The sequence below is a fragment of the Pseudomonas sp. NPDC087612 genome (assembly GCF_044743505.1).
Taxonomy (GTDB): Bacteria; Pseudomonadota; Gammaproteobacteria; order Pseudomonadales; family Pseudomonadaceae; genus Aquipseudomonas.
The window spans coordinates 38,271-54,523 of the sequence record NZ_JBIUWO010000004.1 but is presented as its reverse complement, the minus strand read 5'-3'; the positions used below and the strand labels follow the sequence as shown (position 1 = coordinate 54,523).

The window sequence follows — 16,253 nt, the reverse complement described above, 5'->3', positions numbered from 1 at the left end:
TTCCGGGCCATCCTTAGGCTGGACCAAGCTACTGTTTTGCTTGGCTTACAATGCCTTTTTTGGAGTTTGCTATCTTTTAATCGCAAAACAGGATCATTTTGTTTATTTCGGATACCGCCCCGACATAATCGAAGACTATCAATTTATTGGCTGGAGCGCTCCACTTCTATTCCTCTTTCATGGATTCAGCTACCCCAAGAAAGAAAAGCGAAGATGAGGCCCAACACCACCTGAAGCGCGCCTCACTTTGCACCCTTTCCGATTCTGGAAAATGGCCTATGTACGCGCATTCAAAAAACTGGAAAACGTATCACTAGCCACTAAAATTATGAACGACGCCATAACAAACAAGAAAGTATGCGACGAATTTAAAAATGATAATTACTGCTTTTTTCGTGTTTGCAACCCTGGGCATTTCATTAGCACTTCTATTAAAGAAGCGCTTCACTGGGGCTGACCTAGGCTGGACAAAGTTCCTCATCTCCTTGACCTGCAATGTCTTTTTCAGCAGTTGCTACCTCTATCTGGTGAACCATGAAAAATACACCTACCTTAGAATTCAAAACTATTCATCGGGTGATTACCCACTCATAGATTGGCTCTCCATGGCACTAGTACTATTTCATGGATGGGCTTATCCGCGAAAGCTATAAAACCCGAGTACGAGCCCAGCGAGAAATGATCCCACCAGCTTTCATCGGGTTTTCGCTTTCTGCAGGGACTCAGCCACCCCACAAAAGGACATCAGCCAACACACCGCAACCGTGGCCACTTACTCAACCACGCCTTACCCGCAATCCGCTCCTCATAAACCTGCCGCTTATCCACCACAAAGCGCCGACTCGGCCTGAGCAGCAGCGCGAACAAGTCATCAAGCCCCAAAGGCGCCGACACTTCACACCTGTCATCAGCAGTGCGTCTTACCGCAATGGCGGTAGCCGTTTCACACCAGCAGGACATCGCTTCGGCGGATGAACCGTAGGGCGCATCGCCGTTGCGGCTGTGCATGCGCGCCTGGTTTTTTACCGACCAGTCGATGCCGGGAGCCAGCACGCGCAACGTCGCTTCCAGGCGTTGGTCTTCGGCAGCGTCTGCCCGAGCCGGATCAAACCAGATGACATCCACATCCCCGGTCAGCGCTGACGGCGTACGACCGTGCAAATAATCCCACACCGCATTACGCACAAATCCGGCACCGATCCAGCAGTCCGGCAGATCCAGGCGCCGGACCACCTCAAGCACCTGCCAGCGGCGCGTATCGGTCGAGATAATCTGCTGCACCTGTGCTTCATGATTCATAGCGCATCCTTGCTGAAATACCGACTCGGCGCCGCTCCCAGCACCTTGCGAAACACACTGGTGAACGCACTCGGGCTGCTATAGCCAAGGTCCACCGCCACCCGGGTGATCGGCTCGCCATTGCCCAGGCGCACTACCGCTGCCAACAGGCATGCCTGCTGGCGCCATTCGACAAAGCTGATACCGGTTTGCTGACGAAACAGCCGGGTAAACGTACGCCGGCTCCGGCCCACCTGCCGGGCCATGTCATCGATGCTCACCTCAAGCGAGGGTTGCTGCAACAGCCGCTGGCACGCCTGGGCCAGGCGCGGATCATCCGGCAGCGGCGCATTCAGCGACAGCGGCGCCATGCTGGCGATTTCGTGCAGCAGCAAGGCCATCAAATGACCGTCGCGCTGTTCTTGCGCATACAGCGCCGGCACGGCTGCTGCCTGAATCAGCAACTGGCGCAAAAACGCCGACACATCGAACACCTGACACAACCCCGGCAGCGCCAAACGTGCCGCCGCCTCGTTGCTGATGTAAGTGTTGAGCATGGTCACCGGCCCGCTCATGACCATCTCATGGGGCACCTGCGCCGGCACCCAGATGGCCCGTTGCGGCGGCACCACCCAGTTGCCCTGGCGGGTGAACACGGTAATCACCCCACAGGCCGCGTAGGCGAACTGCCCGCGCTGGTGGGTATGCAGCGCGAAGTGATGGCCATCGGCATAGTCAACGGCGGTCACCACCGCATCGCGGGGAATGTGTTCAGCCGGGTCAATTTCAATCATGGCCCGAATCTACCGGCCTGCGACCCGATAACGCAAGCGGGCCAGCGCCTGCATTGCGCATAGTGGCGCCCTGCCCGCCTGTGGATAACAACACTATGCAACCAAAACACCTGCTGCTCGCCGTGCTGGTGACCGCCGTCTGGGGCCTGAACTTCCCCATCAGCAAACTGGCCCTGGCCGAGATCGACCCGCTGTTGCTTACCGCCCTGCGCTTTAGCCTCGCCGCCCTGCCCTGGGTGTTGTTCATCAAACGCCCGTCCGTGGCCCTGGGCTGGCTGGCCGCCTATGGCTTGATCTTCGGCGTGGCAATGTGGGCGCTGATCAACTTAGGCATCAGCCTGGGCGTGCCACCCGGCACCGCTGCCCTGCTGATCCAATTCAGTGCCTTCTTCACCTTGGGTTGGGGCGTGCTGCTGTTTCGCGAAGGCATGAGCCTTGGCCAGTGCGTTGGCGTGGTACTCGCCGCCCTGGGTTTGATCTGCATTATCGCCAGCAGCCCCGGCCAGGCGACGACCGCGGGCTACAGCGTGTTGCTGGTCAGCGCCTTCAGCTGGAGCGTTGGCAACGTCATCATCAAACGCTCGAAAGTGCGTGAGATGTTTGCCTTTGTGGTGTGGGCCAGCCTCTTCCCGCCGATCCCCTTGCTGCTGCTCACCTGGCTCAACCATGGCAGCGCGCCGTTCACCGCCCTGGCCAGCCACCTTGAGGGCATCGCGCTGTTATCGCTGTTGTTCCAGGTCTACGCGGCGACGCACTTCTGCTACTGGGGCTGGAACCTGTTGCTGCGCGAATACCCGGTCTCAACCGTTGCGCCGTTGTCGTTGCTGATCCCGATATTCGGCATCGCCGGCTCCATCGTCATGCTCGGCCACCACATCGACCGCAACGAAGGCATCGCCATTGCCCTGATTCTGGCGGCCCTTGCAGCGGGCCTGATCAAGACCCGCCCGCTGCTGCGCCGAACGGTCTAGAACCAACCGCGATCATCTTCCAGCTCCTGGCGACAGGCCTTGAGCTGGGCGCCATAGACCCGCGACTGCGCCTCCACCTTGCGCGCCACCTGCATCAGCCACGGCTTGCTGCGATAGGTCCCACGACTAAAACCGCCGCGCCCTTCGTGATAGGCCAGGTACTGGTTGTAGGTATCCCACTTGGAAATCCCCAACTGGCGCTGGGTGCCGGCGGTGTACCAGCCGATGAACATCACCGCGTCATCGAAGTTATCGCGCGAGCCGCCATTGCCGGTGCCGGATTTGTACTCACCCCAGACCGGGTCCTGGGCCTGTGCATAACCATAGGCCGAACTCACCCGCCCCCACGGAATTACCCACAGCAAGTAGTCGCGGGGCGGCAGCGCATCGGGGACGAAGCTGCTTTCCTGCTTCATGATCGCCATTGCCACATGTTGCGGCGTGCCGAACTGCTGCTGCATCTTCAGCGAATCTTCGTACCAGTCCGGGTACTGGCGGTAGATATTGCACAGATTGTTCTGATCCCTCGGCGGCGCCGTGGCGCAGCCCGACAAGACCGCAACCATCAACATCAGCGCCCACACTCGCCCTTGTTTCATCCATCGCCCCAGCAGAAAAAGAGGGCTCTTGTTGCCCTTCGTATAAAACGCAGCGCCTGGACAGGCCAGGTTGCGGTGACCTCCTATGATGGCGTGGGTGATGGCAGGGTCACCAGCGTCGAGCGTGGATTTGTAACGAATAGTCGCGAGAACGGTACTTTAACGGCGGAAATCTTCAGAATTTCCTGATTCCATGTAGTCCATTTCCCAATCATACTTTTGCCGCTTTCAAAGCATTGCAGTGGTCCCGGGAGGACACTAGTCTCGGCCGGTCGTTGGCAATTTCAGCGACCGGTTTTGACAGGCCGACTACACCGTGGACATGTGCAAGCCTTTATGGCGATTGTACGTGGGGCACCTTCGTGTGCGCCGAGTTCTCCGGTGTTCGGTCTGTCAACCCGCGTACAGTTGCCACCCATTTGTTTGACAGCAGATTCGTGGCGACTCCATTCACCGGGGAGACACCATGTTAAAAATCGTCCCAGATCCTCCGCATCATCCCGACCAATCCATTGAAGACCTTCTCGTCCAGACGTCCGGATATTTGGTCCGTGCGCTGACTATTGCTCAGCAGACCGTGCTGCTCCATCCCAGGCCGCCTGAGCAGGTACTGACCTTGGCCACCATGCACGAGATTGAACACGCCCGAAGCTTGATTGAAGTGGCTTTGAGCAAGGTTCAGTTGAAGCACTGAGGTCAATTTCAGAAGAGCGCCAGTGTTGCCTGGGCAATGCTGGCTGCCTGCTTTGGGAGGTACGGATGAACGATGATCATGCTTCAGCTCTGAAAACGATAGGCGTCGGCACCTTCGGCGAAGGCCCGGGCGGGAAGACCACCGAACGACTGTTTCGGGTTGAGCCAGGGCACAGTGTGGAATTTGTGCTGGAGCAGGCAGCTTTGTTGATGGGCTGCGTGAGCAAGCTGACTCATCACGTGATGATTGAAGAAGATGAAGCGATGACTTGTGCGGCTCATTTTCTCAGTGGGATGGCGAAGGCATTGATCGAGGATTTGGCGACGGCAAATGAATCGCCTGGTCTCGCAGAAACCTCTTTGCCTTAACATGGTCTGCTAACCTGCAGCGCCACGGCTTGCGTAAATCTGAAACCCACAGAATGAAGTCCAATGAGTATGAACAAATCACCTCTACTGTTCTCTTTGGCGCTGCTGCTGGCCGTGGGCGTGATGCCCGCACAGGCCAAACAGCGAGCCGCACTGAAAACGCCAGAGTCGGGCGTGCTCTGCGACCGTTACGTGTGCGCCAATGACAAAGGCATCTCCCGCGAGCTAACGGAAAAGTACCTAGGCAAGAAGGCGGCTGCGACCGACGTCTTCACATCGAGTGACGTTGACCTGACCGAATTCACCTTCGCCAACGGGATATTCTGCGACGTGAAAGAGCGGTTATGTCGCGAAGATCGCTACTACGGCGCGAACGGAGAGCGATCCGGAGCCGTCTCCAAAAAATACACCAAGGCGCTGTTTGGCGAATGACCGAAAGGTAGCGGGCGAGGTTGAACGCGTCTGGTTATCCTCGCCAACACCGCCTCCCTGTTGTACTCAGCCTGCCGCTGTTCCCTTTCTCAAGCAAGCCCCTGCCTTCCCGAGTTCGAAAAATCTTCTCAAATTATCAAGAACGTCGTACTCGGATACTTTCTCGTCCCGAACCATGATGGCCTTTTGTTTTGTTAGCCATAGATGGTTTTCCTTGTTCTTATTAGGAACTACAGAAATTTCGAAGCTCATCTTTGAGCTCCCCGGCACGGCGCCGGGTACCTTGGCGTGAGTGAAGCTGAACGTGAGTTCATTGTCTTTGCTTGGCGAGGCGTTTTGCACGCTAGTAATGGGCATTTCGGCTTTTGCAACTGATGGGAGCTTGGCGGAGTACGACACGCTTCCAGTGTTTACCTGCTTGGTTATTTCTAAAAAATAATTTTTTTTGTCTTCCGCACTTGCCGGAATCGTGCAGTCTTCACCTTCAGTTATGAAGTATGTGCCCTCGAACTCATAAGAGGGTGCTTTCTCGCAGGCTGCGAGGAACAGTGACGCCACGCCAACTAAAGCTAATTTCCATTTCTTCACACTGACACTCCATCATTCCATGACCTCGATTATCCGCAAAACTCATCGTTGGTACCACCTGAATGTCCCTAACTAGTCCTCGGACCAGCAGATAGGCAACAAGACATCAGGTGAAGCCAGAAACAACAAAGTCTGCACAATGCGGGATTTGTTGGGTTTGCGAAAAGCCCAGCAGAGGTTAAGGAATCTATTGCTCAAATTCCTCAAGAACACGCGAGCTTGCTGTTAGGTCACCGAGTGTTGATCGTAGACAAGGTTAATCTCAGGATTCAACCTGCCGAAAAGTCAGAAATTAAAGCGTTTCCCAGAATCGGAGCAGTTCTTGAGGTACTGGAGGATTAGGAGGTATGGATACGGGTTTCCGTTGATGTTTCAGGTGAAATCCTCAAAGGCTGGATTGCGCGGCGCTATACCGTCCCAACAGAAATTCCGATGCAACAGTAGAGGTGGGAAAGGCCCCCCGCATTAACCTGTCTGGAACCCGAAAAGCCCGGCACTGCAACCGGGCTTTTCTTCAACTGCTGCTCAGCTTACTGCTGAGGGACTCGCACGAAGATATTCTCACCTTTCTTTTCGATGGTGATGTCGATCTCGTTTCCGTTATCCAGCAGCGCAGTGGCTCGATAGAAGCCTGACTTGGGCTCATCATCGATGGTTACAGCCACGCAGGACGAGGACTGGTAAAACTGCTTATGGATGATCTCAGTGACCAGCGGGCACGCCGCTTCCTCAACTGCCGATTCACCACCGGCTGCCGCCAGGAGCAGGGAGACCACGAAAGCTGCTACCCATGCATAAAAATAGTTTTTTTTCTGCCCCAGAAGGTTCGCACGCTTCCACAGGTACACCGGAATGAGGAATACCCACCAGGTTGTGGGTGCAGAATGGCCGGCAGCTTTCAGGCGTTTTTCATCTGCAACGCAGAGGCCGACGTTGAGGATCAAAAACACCCACCACAAGCTGATGCCAGAGATGAGTTCGATGGCACCACCCACCAGTTGAATCCCTACCAAGCCCCAGACAAAGCGGTTGTCTACTTCACTGGCCGCAAGTGGAGGTGGCCCTACAGGGCGATCGATACTGCTAGCAAGATCCGTTTCTTTCAGGGAGACCCACTCCCCCGCTCCTGCCCATACCTTCGTTTCAGCATGAATAGCGCTCGACGCTACGAACGCTCTCATTTGCTCGACAGTGAACGGCCCCTGACGTGATCCATTCAGTGCGTAATACCAAGATCCTTCAGACATCCCTCATCTCCTACGCCTCAATTAACCATCAACCAAAAGATGGCTATAAGACACTATCGGCATTAGATCCAAAGGCTTGAGAGGGGGTCTGCCTCTCATACTGCTTGCGGCGCTTTCGAAATTAAATTGATGGTGCGATCACTCGGTTTGGCCGTGCGGCATTTGAGATCACTGAGCGGAGTGGCTAAACGTGGCATTGGGGTACGTTCTCCATTCAGGAAAGACGCTGTACCCCAAAAATACCCCCGGCTATTGGGGATTTTGTTGGTTCCCGACGGAGGGTCGTGGAAACGAAAAACCGGCCAGAAGGCCGGTTTAGAGGGCTTCCAGAGCATTCAGCGGAATGCAGTGGAGCTGGATGTGGTGCGGAGACAGGAATCGAATAACCCCACGGACGCGCAATAAAAGCTGTGGTCCTAGATAGAATCCCAGCATACGTATCCCTAAATGTATCCCAAAAAAAATTTCCACCCTCGCTCGCCTTCGTCTCTTATTCCTAAACTCTGCCAGTGGCTACCCCTACCGGACAGACTGCTGGGGCATTAACCTACCCCAAACAAATCCTCTCCCACCCAACATGGACGACAGGTGAAATGCGTTACAGCAAAGAGCAGCTAGTTGATGATGCAAAATTCGTGGTTTCAGAGTGCAACCGCTTCCAGGGGCTGGTAAATATCGGCGGCTTCAAAACGATCGAGCGAATCGACCATATGGCATCTTTGCCTCATCCTAAGGGTTATGGAGAGATGATTTGTGGAGCTGCCGCAGCAAAAATAATTACTCGTTTTGCTCAGGTGGCAGCAGAACGAGGCGGATTATCGAAGCGAGTGACTTTGGACAATGTACGGAAGAAGCTGGCGGAATTATTCGTACTTCGATTCTTCAAGGAAAAGCGAGATATTGACATCAAACAAATTGATCGCCTATTCAACTCGACAATTAAAGCTTCCAAAACCCTCGCTGAGAGCATCACTCACTTAATCCCTTGCCACCTTATGAATTCAAAGGAACCTGAATCATTCACTCTTGGCCCGGTCACATTCCACAACCGACTAAGCATAACTCGAAAAATCTTAAACAACCGCTCCACTAATACATGTTCAAAAGATACGGATCAAGGTAGGCACGAACGCTACCTGCTGGTGAAAGCAATTCGGTACTACCGCAATTTCCGCTGGGTGGCAGAGGTAACCATTTCAGAATGCGACAACCAGACTTCGAGTAGAGTTGCAGAGGAAGCTGTCACATCAACCCTTAATTGCTTGCATCTTTTATTGGGCGTCGCGAACTCGAGCCGAATGCAACTAGGTGGCCTTAACGTCAAAGGGGATAGCCGAGCCAAACTAACCATTGATAAGAACGGAATGCTCGACCCTTCGTTATCCTTCGCATACCTGGGTGAAGTTATATACCGAGACGGCTGGTCTGAAATGTTATCGACGCCACGTACGCTTTATTGGAAAAACTTATTTGACGTAGCTCTTGAGGTAACAACTGATCCGGACTCTGAGCGTCCTATCAGTAGGAGGTTTATCGATGCCGCACAGTGGTTTGGTGAGGCCGCACGCGATACCAGTCAGGCAACTAAAATTGTCAAGTATGTGACCTCTCTTGAAAGAATGCTGATGACTGAAGAACGAGACGATATCTCCTCGCTCGTTTCTCAACGAGTGGCCGCTTTGTGTTTTTCCCCTGAGGTGAAACGGGATGAATGGTTGAGTAGAGCTAAGGCAGCTTACGACCTTAGATCGCGTTTAGTTCATGGTTCTATATCACCAGCGGCACTGGATCTTGACGAGGGTGCATTTAATGCTGGCCAGGTCGCCGAAATGGCGTTGACTAGAGCGATAGAAGCTTTGGGAGTAGAGGGTCTACGTCTTGGACGGCTCAGATCTGGCCAGTTAGCCAAGTGGTTTGGTGCGTATATGAAGTGGGCCGACAAAAACGAAGAGGCGATGCTCGCCCAGATCGCCAGAAATTCTGACGATGCTGAACCATCGTGATTGAGGGTTTATACACTGACGGCGCTATCTTGTTAGCTGGCGAGCAACCAGTCACCAGAATCTCAATTATTAAAATCATCGCCCGTGGGCAAGCCCCTGATTTTTACCGATTAGGTGAGGAAGGGAGGCAGTGTTTAAGAAGCTGCACAATTCACCCGGTTCACCGGATTCACCAGTTCACTAAGCTGGGCATCCTGCCGCTAGCAAAGTCCTGCGGGTTTCCAGCCCCGTACTTTATGACTTACTACAGGGTCCCCGGCACAATTCCCGTTCAACCTTCCCACAACGTCTGCGGCTACCTTATCTCGCTGAAGGACACACTGCGATCTGGGCGGGGGATGAGCTCGTATTTTTAGGGTTTCAAGTGTTACAAGTGTTGCATTCAATGCATCTTATTGTTTTTAAAGGATTATTTTCTATAAGCCATTTCTCGGGCCCAACGTGTAACACCGCGAGACAGAGTGTATCGGTGTTACTTAAACCTTCAGCTTTGGGCGAATAGCTGTCCTTCACGGAGTTCAGTTCGGGGCTGTCTGTTGTGAGAGCCCGCCGTGCTCGCCCCAAATGGATTTTTGGTGTCTCGCACTTGCTCCACCTACTCACGGAGAGCAGCTGATTCTTTGTGTGCGGAAGCAGGACCACCATCCCATACCTCAGGTTGTCACATCGCGACGGAATAGCACGGGCGTCGTAATCCAGACTCAGAGCTCGTCGGCCACCAGGTAGCGATTGCTGCACTATCCTTACAACCTCACAGACATAGAGAGGTAAGGCATGGCTCTATACGAGGAAGTACTGGCTTGGTCGGAAAGGTTGCCGCCGTGGCGCAGCGACGCTTTGCGTCGTCTGTGTGTCCAGGGTAGCTGGAGTGACCAGGATTTTGTCGAAATTCTCGATCTCGCAAAGCAACACCATGGGGTGCGAAGCGCATTCCTGCCGGTTCTTCAGCCTGTTCTATTCGCAGCAGACCATTTCCCCGCCGAGGCGAATCAGGACCACACCGTCGTATTGCAGTCCCTGCATTCACTTACTAACGTGGGGAAGATCCCGAACAGTCAGACTCTGAACTTCCAGCCGCATGGTCTCACCATCGTGTACGGCGGAAACGGCACGGGTAAGTCCGGTTACGCACGGGTACTGAAGCAGGCGTGCCGTGCCCGGAGCCCGGGTGATGTCTACGCCAATGCTTACGCTTCGGATTACCAGCAACTCGTACCAAGCGCTGCTATCGACTTCGCGCTGGACGGCGCCGCCGAACAGACGACCTGGAGCAGTCATCGCGATAACGTACCGCATCCAAAGCTCCGGGGCATTTCCGTTTTCGATGGCGACTGCGCTCGGCACTACCTCCAGTCACGAGAAGCTGCCAACTTTCAGCCATCTGCTCTGACCTATCTCCAGCAATTGGCGAATGGACTCAATCAGACTCTGCGCCCCTTGCTACAGGCTGAGATCACGGGCCTTGCATTAGACACGACGCCGTTCAGTGTAATTCCAGCCGACACCGACGCCGGACGGGCGGTGCATCCGATTGGCCCAACCACTGACCTGACGCGAGCACGTGAATTGGCTACGCTCGCCGATGATGAGCAGGCAGAGCGTGCACGACTTCCGCAGGAAATCAGCGAAGCGGACCCAACTGCTCGGGCCTCGCTAATTGACCATGCTGCAACGCGGGTCGATGAATTGGCCAGCCTCATCACTGCGGTGACCGCCGTAGTGTCTGATGAGGCTATAAATGCCAAGCACCAGGCACATCGAGCCGTCGTTGAGGCTGAGGCAGCTGAACGTGCAGCGTCCGCCATTTTGCAGGCAGGAGATGCTACGCAGCTACTTCCTGGAACGGGGCAAGGTCCTTGGGCAGTGCTATTCAACGCTGCTCGTGAGTACTCGTCCACCACTGCATATCCAGGACAGGCTTTCCCGGTCACCTTTGACGATGCAGTCTGTGTACTTTGCCAGCAGGAGCTAAGCCCTGAAGCGCAGGACCGCTTGCAGCGATTCGATCACTACATTCGAGACCGGGCAGCGGATACAGCTCAGGCTGCACGCAACGCTTGGCAGCAGATCGTTCGAGAAGTCGGTCCAGCAAGTGTCGACTTCACCGTTGCCCCCAACATGATGGAGAGCCTGAGGGCGCGTGTGCCAGCGCTTCCGGACGCTATCCAGACCTTTAAGGATGACTTGGTCGCCCGACTTCAGTGGCTCAAAACAGCGGTGGCTACTGGGGTATGGCAGGATTGTCCTGAGTATCGTGAAGCGAATCCGGTGGCGTCGATCACTCAGGTTGCGGCGGTACTTCGCGTAGAGGCGGGGCGCCTGCGCGCAAACATGGATGCAGAGGCCTTGGCGGCCAAAAAGCTACGGTTGAAAGAACTGGAAGCGCGGCAGTTGCTTTCCGAGCATATCGAAGGCATAGCACGTGCGATTGATAACCTGGCCCACAGGACTCGGCTCCAGAACTGCCTAAATGACATTGCAGCCACACGGCCGATTAGCGTGTTGGCTGGCCAACTGACTCGGACTTACATCAGCGAGGCTCTGGCGAGACGCATGAACGAGGAGCTCACTAGGCTGGAACTTAGGCACGTTGAAGCCGGAGTCAGCTCAGCCGGTGAGGCCGGGTCAGTTCGCCTGGGAATTCAGCTGTTGGAATGCCAGCTTGCCCCGCACCAAGTGCTGAGCGAGGCAGAGCAGCGTATGTGTGCGCTCGCCTACTTCTTCGCTGAGCTTCACCAGTCGGGATCGACTTCTGGAATCGTTTTCGACGACCCGGTCTCAAGCCTCGACCACAGCCACCGGACCGCCGTTGCGCGACGAATTGTCGAAGAGTCCGCCAACCGGCAAGTCATTGTATTTACCCACGACGCTGTGTTCTTCGGGGAACTGATAACGCTCTGCCAAGATGCGGGTCTGGCACCTGAAGTGAGGTCGATAAGCTACCGGGCGGAAGGCCCTGGCTACGTCGATGCCGGTTTGCCGTATGACATGCGCCGGCACCGCGAGCGCATCGCACAACACCGTCGTGACCAGCAGCAAATTGCAGCAACCTTCAACACCCCTCCCGGAGACACTGAGCGGTATTCGATCCGTAATGCATACAGTGACCTTCGCGTGACGATCGAAATCGGTATCGAAGATACGATACTCAACGAAACCGTTGTCCGGTTCCGCGACGGAATCTCAGTAGGCCGCCTTAACGGCGTGATGGCTGTGCAGGAACAGGACTTCCGTGAAGTACAGCGGCTTCACGATAGATGCTGTCGCAATGTGAGCGCGCATTCGCATGCGTCCGGCCAGCAGCGTCCCGTAACACATCCCGATGAGCTGCTTGGGGATATCGAGGCCGTGAACACGTTGTTTACGCGTATCCGAAGCCGAAGAGGTTGAGTCGGCCGTTACGTGAGCATCTTTGCAGCGCCTGGCAACATCTGGCGCGAGGCTGTTTACGACCCATCGCGGACGGTCGCAAGAGGCAGATTCCGGCCAGAAGCTGTCGTCACAGATGAGTCGCCAAATTTGAAACCGATTCATATCGCTACAAATGGGTGATATTCTCGTCCCCGGCGGGCTGTGTGGATGGCGCTTTGGAGACATTGCGCCGACAGATTCTAGTTTCTAGACCAAGGAGGTTCGACTCCTCCCTCGCCAACCCAATGAAGGTATGAACTGTGTCTTACCAAGTTGAATTAGGTTGGAAAATTTTCTCCAACCTATCCCGTCAAGGGGCCGAAAAGACTAGCCTGTCTAGCCCGCTTTTCAATGTCAAAGGGGCGCGCTCTTTCTTGCGTACGCTTGGAGGTAATCCACGCGTGCCTTACGCGCCCACAACACTTGAACCGACAAAAAATTTTCATCACGCAATGAGGTCGACGAAGAGCGAGCTAGGTATTGAGGGAAAGCATTTTACCTTTACAGTTTTTTTTGAGAAAGCACAACAGCGCCTTCAAGTAACGATAGGCCTACGAAGATATTTGTCTTGCATATGTGCCTCAGTCAAAGTCCAGGCTTTTAGTGTCGACTCTCTTGCTGTAATTGCCGAATTGCAAAATATTAAATCCCATAAAGGATTGTTTAGATTTGTCTCTGAAGTTATTGCTATAACTACTGCAGGCGCCACTAACATACGGAAACTTTCCGACCCCCCCTAAAGTTTTCCCGGTCATAAAAATTACAAATTTAGGCGCCCCAACCGAAGATGCAGAGCATCGTCTAGTGGAAATCCTAACGCGCCACACTATTGAAAAATCAACTATAGTTGATTTCGTTATTCAAAAAAACAAGACTCATCAAATTGATAGAACCCTAATACTCATTGACAGGCAGGGAGTGCTTTCCTACTTGCCGCCACACTGCAGCGCGCGTCAAATTGAAGGAAATTGTCAGCGATTTAATAATGCGTCATCACTAATTGAGTTTGCAAGCGCTATTAAACGAGACTTAAAATCTGGGCTTGTCTCCGGCGATATCATTAGACCAATCATTGAAGCAAAATACTTTTTACCCGATAGCGTTTCCGCTCAACATATGTGGGCACTAATGACGAGCGAATTTAGTTTGCTGCATGAGCTTGAGCAGGAGAGCAAATTAGACATAACCCCAATCTCAGAAATCCACAGTGCCGGTGATTTCTCGCGCCCACCGACTAAACCCGTATTGGTGCAGAACTTCTATTCCGGCGACCAATACAACGTAATCGGGCAGGCTGGAGCGGTCGGTCCCAATGCTATAGCCACAAGCAATACATTTACTCAAGCATTACAACAAGCAGCCTGCGGTCTCGATCTACCTTTGCTTGCTTCGGAACTTTCGATGCTTCGTAGTTCAATGCGCAAACAAGCTATTGAAGTTGAGCACGACCAATCGATTGCCAGCATTGGCATCGCGGAGAGCGCAGCGAAGGAGTGCGACGGAGCAAAAGTATTGGAAAATTTAAGGACTGCTGGAAACTGGGCGCTGGATGTGGCCACGGAGATTGGAACTAACGTCGCTGCTAAAGCAATCAAAAAGGCAATTAGTCTATAGCAAGCATCTATAGGTTTATTTTTCCAGGACATTAGCGATGTCTATCACGATCCCTGATTTGCAATGGTATAGAAGCAAAAGCTCTGAGAGAAATGCTCCAGCATCGTGCCCATACGCAAATGTACACAAATGCCCAAGATATTATTTGAGCTTAGATATCCTTGGAAGAGCTGGAATTACCACTTGCATAAGTGATGATAAAAAAGAACATTTAGATAAATTATGGGCTGACTCTGGACTGCTACCAGTTGTTGCTGAAGAAGATCCTGATATAAGGGGCTCTCAAGGGCGCTGGAGTGCTTTTTCAAATTTTTGCCCGGAGGTGGCTTTCAAATACTTCCACTATTACGCAAGCTATTTAGCGAAATACGTAGATGACATTGATGGCGACTATGTGCGTAGGATTGCCGAAAGGGAAAATAAGCCAAACGATTGGCGCTATGAGTGGGGCTTCATGTCCCCTTGCCATTTTTTGGACTGTAGTGTTTACAACCAAGTCCATAATTTCAATTTAACAAATATCGATATTAATAAAAATTTGCCCTCACAGTATAATAATCAGGTTTTTTTTCAGCAGTTCTTTGTCAAGGAGGTTTCTATGAGTGACCAATACAACATAACCGGGCAGGTTGGAGCGGTCGGACCTAACGCCAAAGCAGAAAACAATACGTTTAACCAAGTATTGCAACAGGCGGCATCCAACCTCGATCTCCCTACGCTTGCTTCGGAGCTTTCAACACTTCGCAGTTCAATGCGTAGTCAAGCTACCGAAGTTGAACATGACCTAGCAGTTGCTAGCATTGGTGCAGCGGAGGTTGCGGCGAAGAAACAAGATGGCGCAGGTGCATTGGAACATCTGAAGTCCGCTGGGAAGTGGGCGTTTGATGTGGCAACAAAGATTGGTGTAGGTGTCGCAGCTAAAGCAATTGAAACAGCAATAAACCTGTAGCGTTCATACACCAAGCCTGCATCATTCACTCAGCACAACCAAACAAATGAAAAAGGGGCCTTCTGGCCCCTTTTCCATTTTCGGCAATCAGACTGCCGACGCTTACCGCCGCCCAAGGTTATCCTCTATCCGTTGGACCTCCAAATTGATTACGTTGATGGAGCTAACTTCGACTGTGGTCAATGACTTGTAGTTCCCCTTAATTATTTTGACCAGGTTTTTGAGGTGGAGCTTTCGGGCGTCTAAATCCTCTAGCAGTGACTTCGTACTTTCAGAATATTTACTCATGACGACACCTAGAAATTACGCGGAGGGGCATGGGCCTGATGCACCACTCAATTGACATCATGTGATGCAACCTACCTGCACCGTTATGATGCTTCGGCTTCAGCGAAGGTGTCGGCTTGTATATCAATGATTTGCTGCGGCCCATACTGGTAGCTTAGCTTCAGCAATTCGCTCCAATCCCAGGCGATAGAGGAGTTCAGCTCGTTACGGATCTTCAAATCATGGAAGGCATTCTGCTCACAACCCATGTAACGCTTACCGGCATACAGCTTTGACCCCGTAGCTATCAGCTGCTGAACAGCAGCATCCCACTCCTCCTGAAGCCGCTCGGTGGCCAGCCGTACCGCTGATCGTTCTATCTTTTCCGACTCGCGGACTGCTTCTTCAATATGTTCGTCGATGAGCTTGATCTCTTGCTCCAATGCCGAGACGATCAGACCTTGACGACATTGCTGCTCCAGCTCGGTTGCCAGGACTTTGGCAGCTTTCTGCACATCAGCAGCAGATGTCTTTTCGCCATCAGCATCGCCCCAAGCGACAGCTTGTGCAAACGCGCGAGCCGCCTTCTCTTCTGCTTGACGGGCATTGGTGATCGCCTGCTCGTTATGTGCTCGGACCTCCTCCAGTCGCGTGCTCAACGTTTTCCTTTTGCCATGAAGGTCGGCCTTGTCCAACGACCAGTTCTCCATCTTTTCCTTGTAGTCGGCCATCAACTCGACGCTATTGGCTTTGCGCTCGATCCAGGCAATGCTTTGATCAATGACGGAGATTTTGTGTTCGATATCCCCTACCTTTGATTCCGCATTTCGCACGCTGATCCGCAGATCTTCACCGGCCGGAGTTCCAGCGAAGGTGGGGATATTCAGTTGCTCTTCCCATCGAGCGATTTGCCCTTCGAGGTCACAGAGCTCTACTTCGTGCTTGCTGCGTTCGGTGTTCAGTTTTTCGAGGCTTTGCATTGTTCTGTCATCCATAGAATTAGTTTTGGGTTGAGCGGCTGGCGAGGCCGGACGCGCC

Annotated in this window: 14 protein-coding genes; 8 read left to right on the top strand and 6 right to left on the bottom strand. The window is 53.2% G+C overall.

Going from position 1 to position 16,253, the window contains the following annotated elements:
- Nucleotides 1-744: 744 nt before the first annotated feature.
- Nucleotides 745-1,299 (bottom strand): nucleotidyltransferase family protein, encoded by a 555-nt coding sequence (locus ACIOVF_RS09130; RefSeq protein WP_401288944.1) that lies wholly within the window; start codon nucleotides 1,297-1,299, stop codon nucleotides 745-747.
- The gene (locus ACIOVF_RS09125) at nucleotides 1,296-2,072 is read right to left on the bottom strand and encodes a helix-turn-helix domain-containing protein (RefSeq protein ID WP_401288941.1); all 777 of its coding nucleotides are present in this window, start codon (nucleotides 2,070-2,072) and stop codon (nucleotides 1,296-1,298) included. The genes ACIOVF_RS09130 and ACIOVF_RS09125 overlap by 4 nt, the downstream gene beginning before the upstream one ends.
- A 95-nt stretch (nucleotides 2,073-2,167) precedes the next feature.
- Between ACIOVF_RS09125 and ACIOVF_RS09120 the strand changes: the two genes are divergently transcribed.
- On the top strand, nucleotides 2,168-3,043 hold the full coding sequence (locus ACIOVF_RS09120; protein WP_401288938.1) for an EamA family transporter: 876 nt from the start codon (nucleotides 2,168-2,170) through the stop codon (nucleotides 3,041-3,043).
- Here ACIOVF_RS09120 and ACIOVF_RS09115 read toward each other — a convergent pair.
- Nucleotides 3,040-3,642 carry a hypothetical protein gene (locus ACIOVF_RS09115; protein WP_401288935.1) on the bottom strand — a complete coding sequence of 201 codons (603 nt, stop codon included), beginning with the start codon at nucleotides 3,640-3,642 and terminating at the stop codon, nucleotides 3,040-3,042. The two genes, ACIOVF_RS09120 and ACIOVF_RS09115, sit on opposite strands and share 4 nt — an antisense overlap.
- Before the next feature lie 466 nt (nucleotides 3,643-4,108).
- Between ACIOVF_RS09115 and ACIOVF_RS09110 the strand changes: the two genes are divergently transcribed.
- From ACIOVF_RS09110 to ACIOVF_RS09100, 3 genes are all read left to right on the top strand, one after another.
- Nucleotides 4,109-4,336 (top strand): hypothetical protein, encoded by a 228-nt coding sequence (locus ACIOVF_RS09110; protein ID WP_258594901.1) that lies wholly within the window; start codon nucleotides 4,109-4,111, stop codon nucleotides 4,334-4,336.
- Between the two features lie 65 nt (nucleotides 4,337-4,401).
- Nucleotides 4,402-4,704, top strand: a complete 303-nt coding sequence (locus tag ACIOVF_RS09105; RefSeq protein ID WP_258608058.1) for a DUF3077 domain-containing protein — start codon at nucleotides 4,402-4,404, stop codon at nucleotides 4,702-4,704.
- Nucleotides 4,705-4,767: 63 nt separating this feature from the next.
- Complete coding sequence (locus tag ACIOVF_RS09100; protein ID WP_401288932.1) at nucleotides 4,768-5,136, top strand: YcgJ family protein; 369 nt, start codon at nucleotides 4,768-4,770, stop codon at nucleotides 5,134-5,136.
- A gap of 66 nt (nucleotides 5,137-5,202) precedes the next feature.
- Here ACIOVF_RS09100 and ACIOVF_RS09095 read toward each other — a convergent pair whose 3' ends face one another.
- Both ACIOVF_RS09095 and ACIOVF_RS09090 read right to left on the bottom strand, forming a co-directional pair.
- Nucleotides 5,203-5,724 carry a hypothetical protein gene (locus ACIOVF_RS09095; RefSeq protein WP_401288929.1) on the bottom strand — a complete coding sequence of 174 codons (522 nt, stop codon included), beginning with the start codon at nucleotides 5,722-5,724 and terminating at the stop codon, nucleotides 5,203-5,205.
- 530 nt (nucleotides 5,725-6,254) lie between these two features.
- Nucleotides 6,255-6,971, bottom strand: a complete 717-nt coding sequence (locus ACIOVF_RS09090) for a DUF4339 domain-containing protein (RefSeq protein ID WP_401288926.1) — start codon at nucleotides 6,969-6,971, stop codon at nucleotides 6,255-6,257.
- 593 nt (nucleotides 6,972-7,564) lie between these two features.
- Here ACIOVF_RS09090 and ACIOVF_RS09085 point away from each other — a divergent pair.
- The 4 genes from ACIOVF_RS09085 (at nucleotide 7,565) to ACIOVF_RS09070 (ending at nucleotide 14,948) form a co-directional block, all read left to right on the top strand.
- A complete protein-coding gene (locus tag ACIOVF_RS09085; RefSeq protein WP_401288923.1) occupies nucleotides 7,565-8,974 on the top strand; it encodes a hypothetical protein in 1,410 nt (469 codons plus the stop codon).
- A gap of 774 nt (nucleotides 8,975-9,748) precedes the next feature.
- Nucleotides 9,749-12,364 (top strand): AAA family ATPase, encoded by a 2,616-nt coding sequence (locus tag ACIOVF_RS09080; RefSeq protein WP_401288920.1) that lies wholly within the window; start codon nucleotides 9,749-9,751, stop codon nucleotides 12,362-12,364.
- 825 nt (nucleotides 12,365-13,189) lie between these two features.
- A complete protein-coding gene (locus ACIOVF_RS09075; RefSeq protein WP_401288917.1) occupies nucleotides 13,190-13,999 on the top strand; it encodes a hypothetical protein in 810 nt (269 codons plus the stop codon).
- A gap of 37 nt (nucleotides 14,000-14,036) precedes the next feature.
- The gene (locus tag ACIOVF_RS09070) at nucleotides 14,037-14,948 is read left to right on the top strand and encodes a hypothetical protein (protein WP_401288914.1); all 912 of its coding nucleotides are present in this window, start codon (nucleotides 14,037-14,039) and stop codon (nucleotides 14,946-14,948) included.
- A gap of 371 nt (nucleotides 14,949-15,319) precedes the next feature.
- Here ACIOVF_RS09070 and ACIOVF_RS09065 read toward each other — a convergent pair whose 3' ends face one another.
- Nucleotides 15,320-16,195, bottom strand: a complete 876-nt coding sequence (locus ACIOVF_RS09065) for a chromosome segregation protein SMC (protein ID WP_401288911.1) — start codon at nucleotides 16,193-16,195, stop codon at nucleotides 15,320-15,322.
- Nucleotides 16,196-16,253 lie beyond the last annotated feature (58 nt).

What these genes read in the sequence shown, in the direction of transcription:
- ACIOVF_RS09130 (WP_401288944.1), bottom strand. Translation starts at nt 1,299, where the DNA reads ATGAATCATGAAGCACAGGTGCAGCAGATTATCTCGACCGATACGCGC.
- ACIOVF_RS09125 (WP_401288941.1), bottom strand. Translation starts at nt 2,072, where the DNA reads ATGATTGAAATTGACCCGGCTGAACACATTCCCCGCGATGCGGTGGTG.
- ACIOVF_RS09120 (WP_401288938.1), top strand. Translation starts at nt 2,168, where the DNA reads ATGCAACCAAAACACCTGCTGCTCGCCGTGCTGGTGACCGCCGTCTGG.
- ACIOVF_RS09115 (WP_401288935.1), bottom strand. Translation starts at nt 3,642, where the DNA reads ATGAAACAAGGGCGAGTGTGGGCGCTGATGTTGATGGTTGCGGTCTTG.
- ACIOVF_RS09110 (WP_258594901.1), top strand. Translation starts at nt 4,109, where the DNA reads ATGTTAAAAATCGTCCCAGATCCTCCGCATCATCCCGACCAATCCATT.
- ACIOVF_RS09105 (WP_258608058.1), top strand. Translation starts at nt 4,402, where the DNA reads ATGAACGATGATCATGCTTCAGCTCTGAAAACGATAGGCGTCGGCACC.
- ACIOVF_RS09100 (WP_401288932.1), top strand. Translation starts at nt 4,768, where the DNA reads ATGAGTATGAACAAATCACCTCTACTGTTCTCTTTGGCGCTGCTGCTG.
- ACIOVF_RS09090 (WP_401288926.1), bottom strand. Translation starts at nt 6,971, where the DNA reads ATGTCTGAAGGATCTTGGTATTACGCACTGAATGGATCACGTCAGGGG.
- ACIOVF_RS09085 (WP_401288923.1), top strand. Translation starts at nt 7,565, where the DNA reads ATGCGTTACAGCAAAGAGCAGCTAGTTGATGATGCAAAATTCGTGGTT.
- ACIOVF_RS09080 (WP_401288920.1), top strand. Translation starts at nt 9,749, where the DNA reads ATGGCTCTATACGAGGAAGTACTGGCTTGGTCGGAAAGGTTGCCGCCG.
- ACIOVF_RS09070 (WP_401288914.1), top strand. Translation starts at nt 14,037, where the DNA reads ATGTCTATCACGATCCCTGATTTGCAATGGTATAGAAGCAAAAGCTCT.
- ACIOVF_RS09065 (WP_401288911.1), bottom strand. Translation starts at nt 16,195, where the DNA reads ATGCAAAGCCTCGAAAAACTGAACACCGAACGCAGCAAGCACGAAGTA.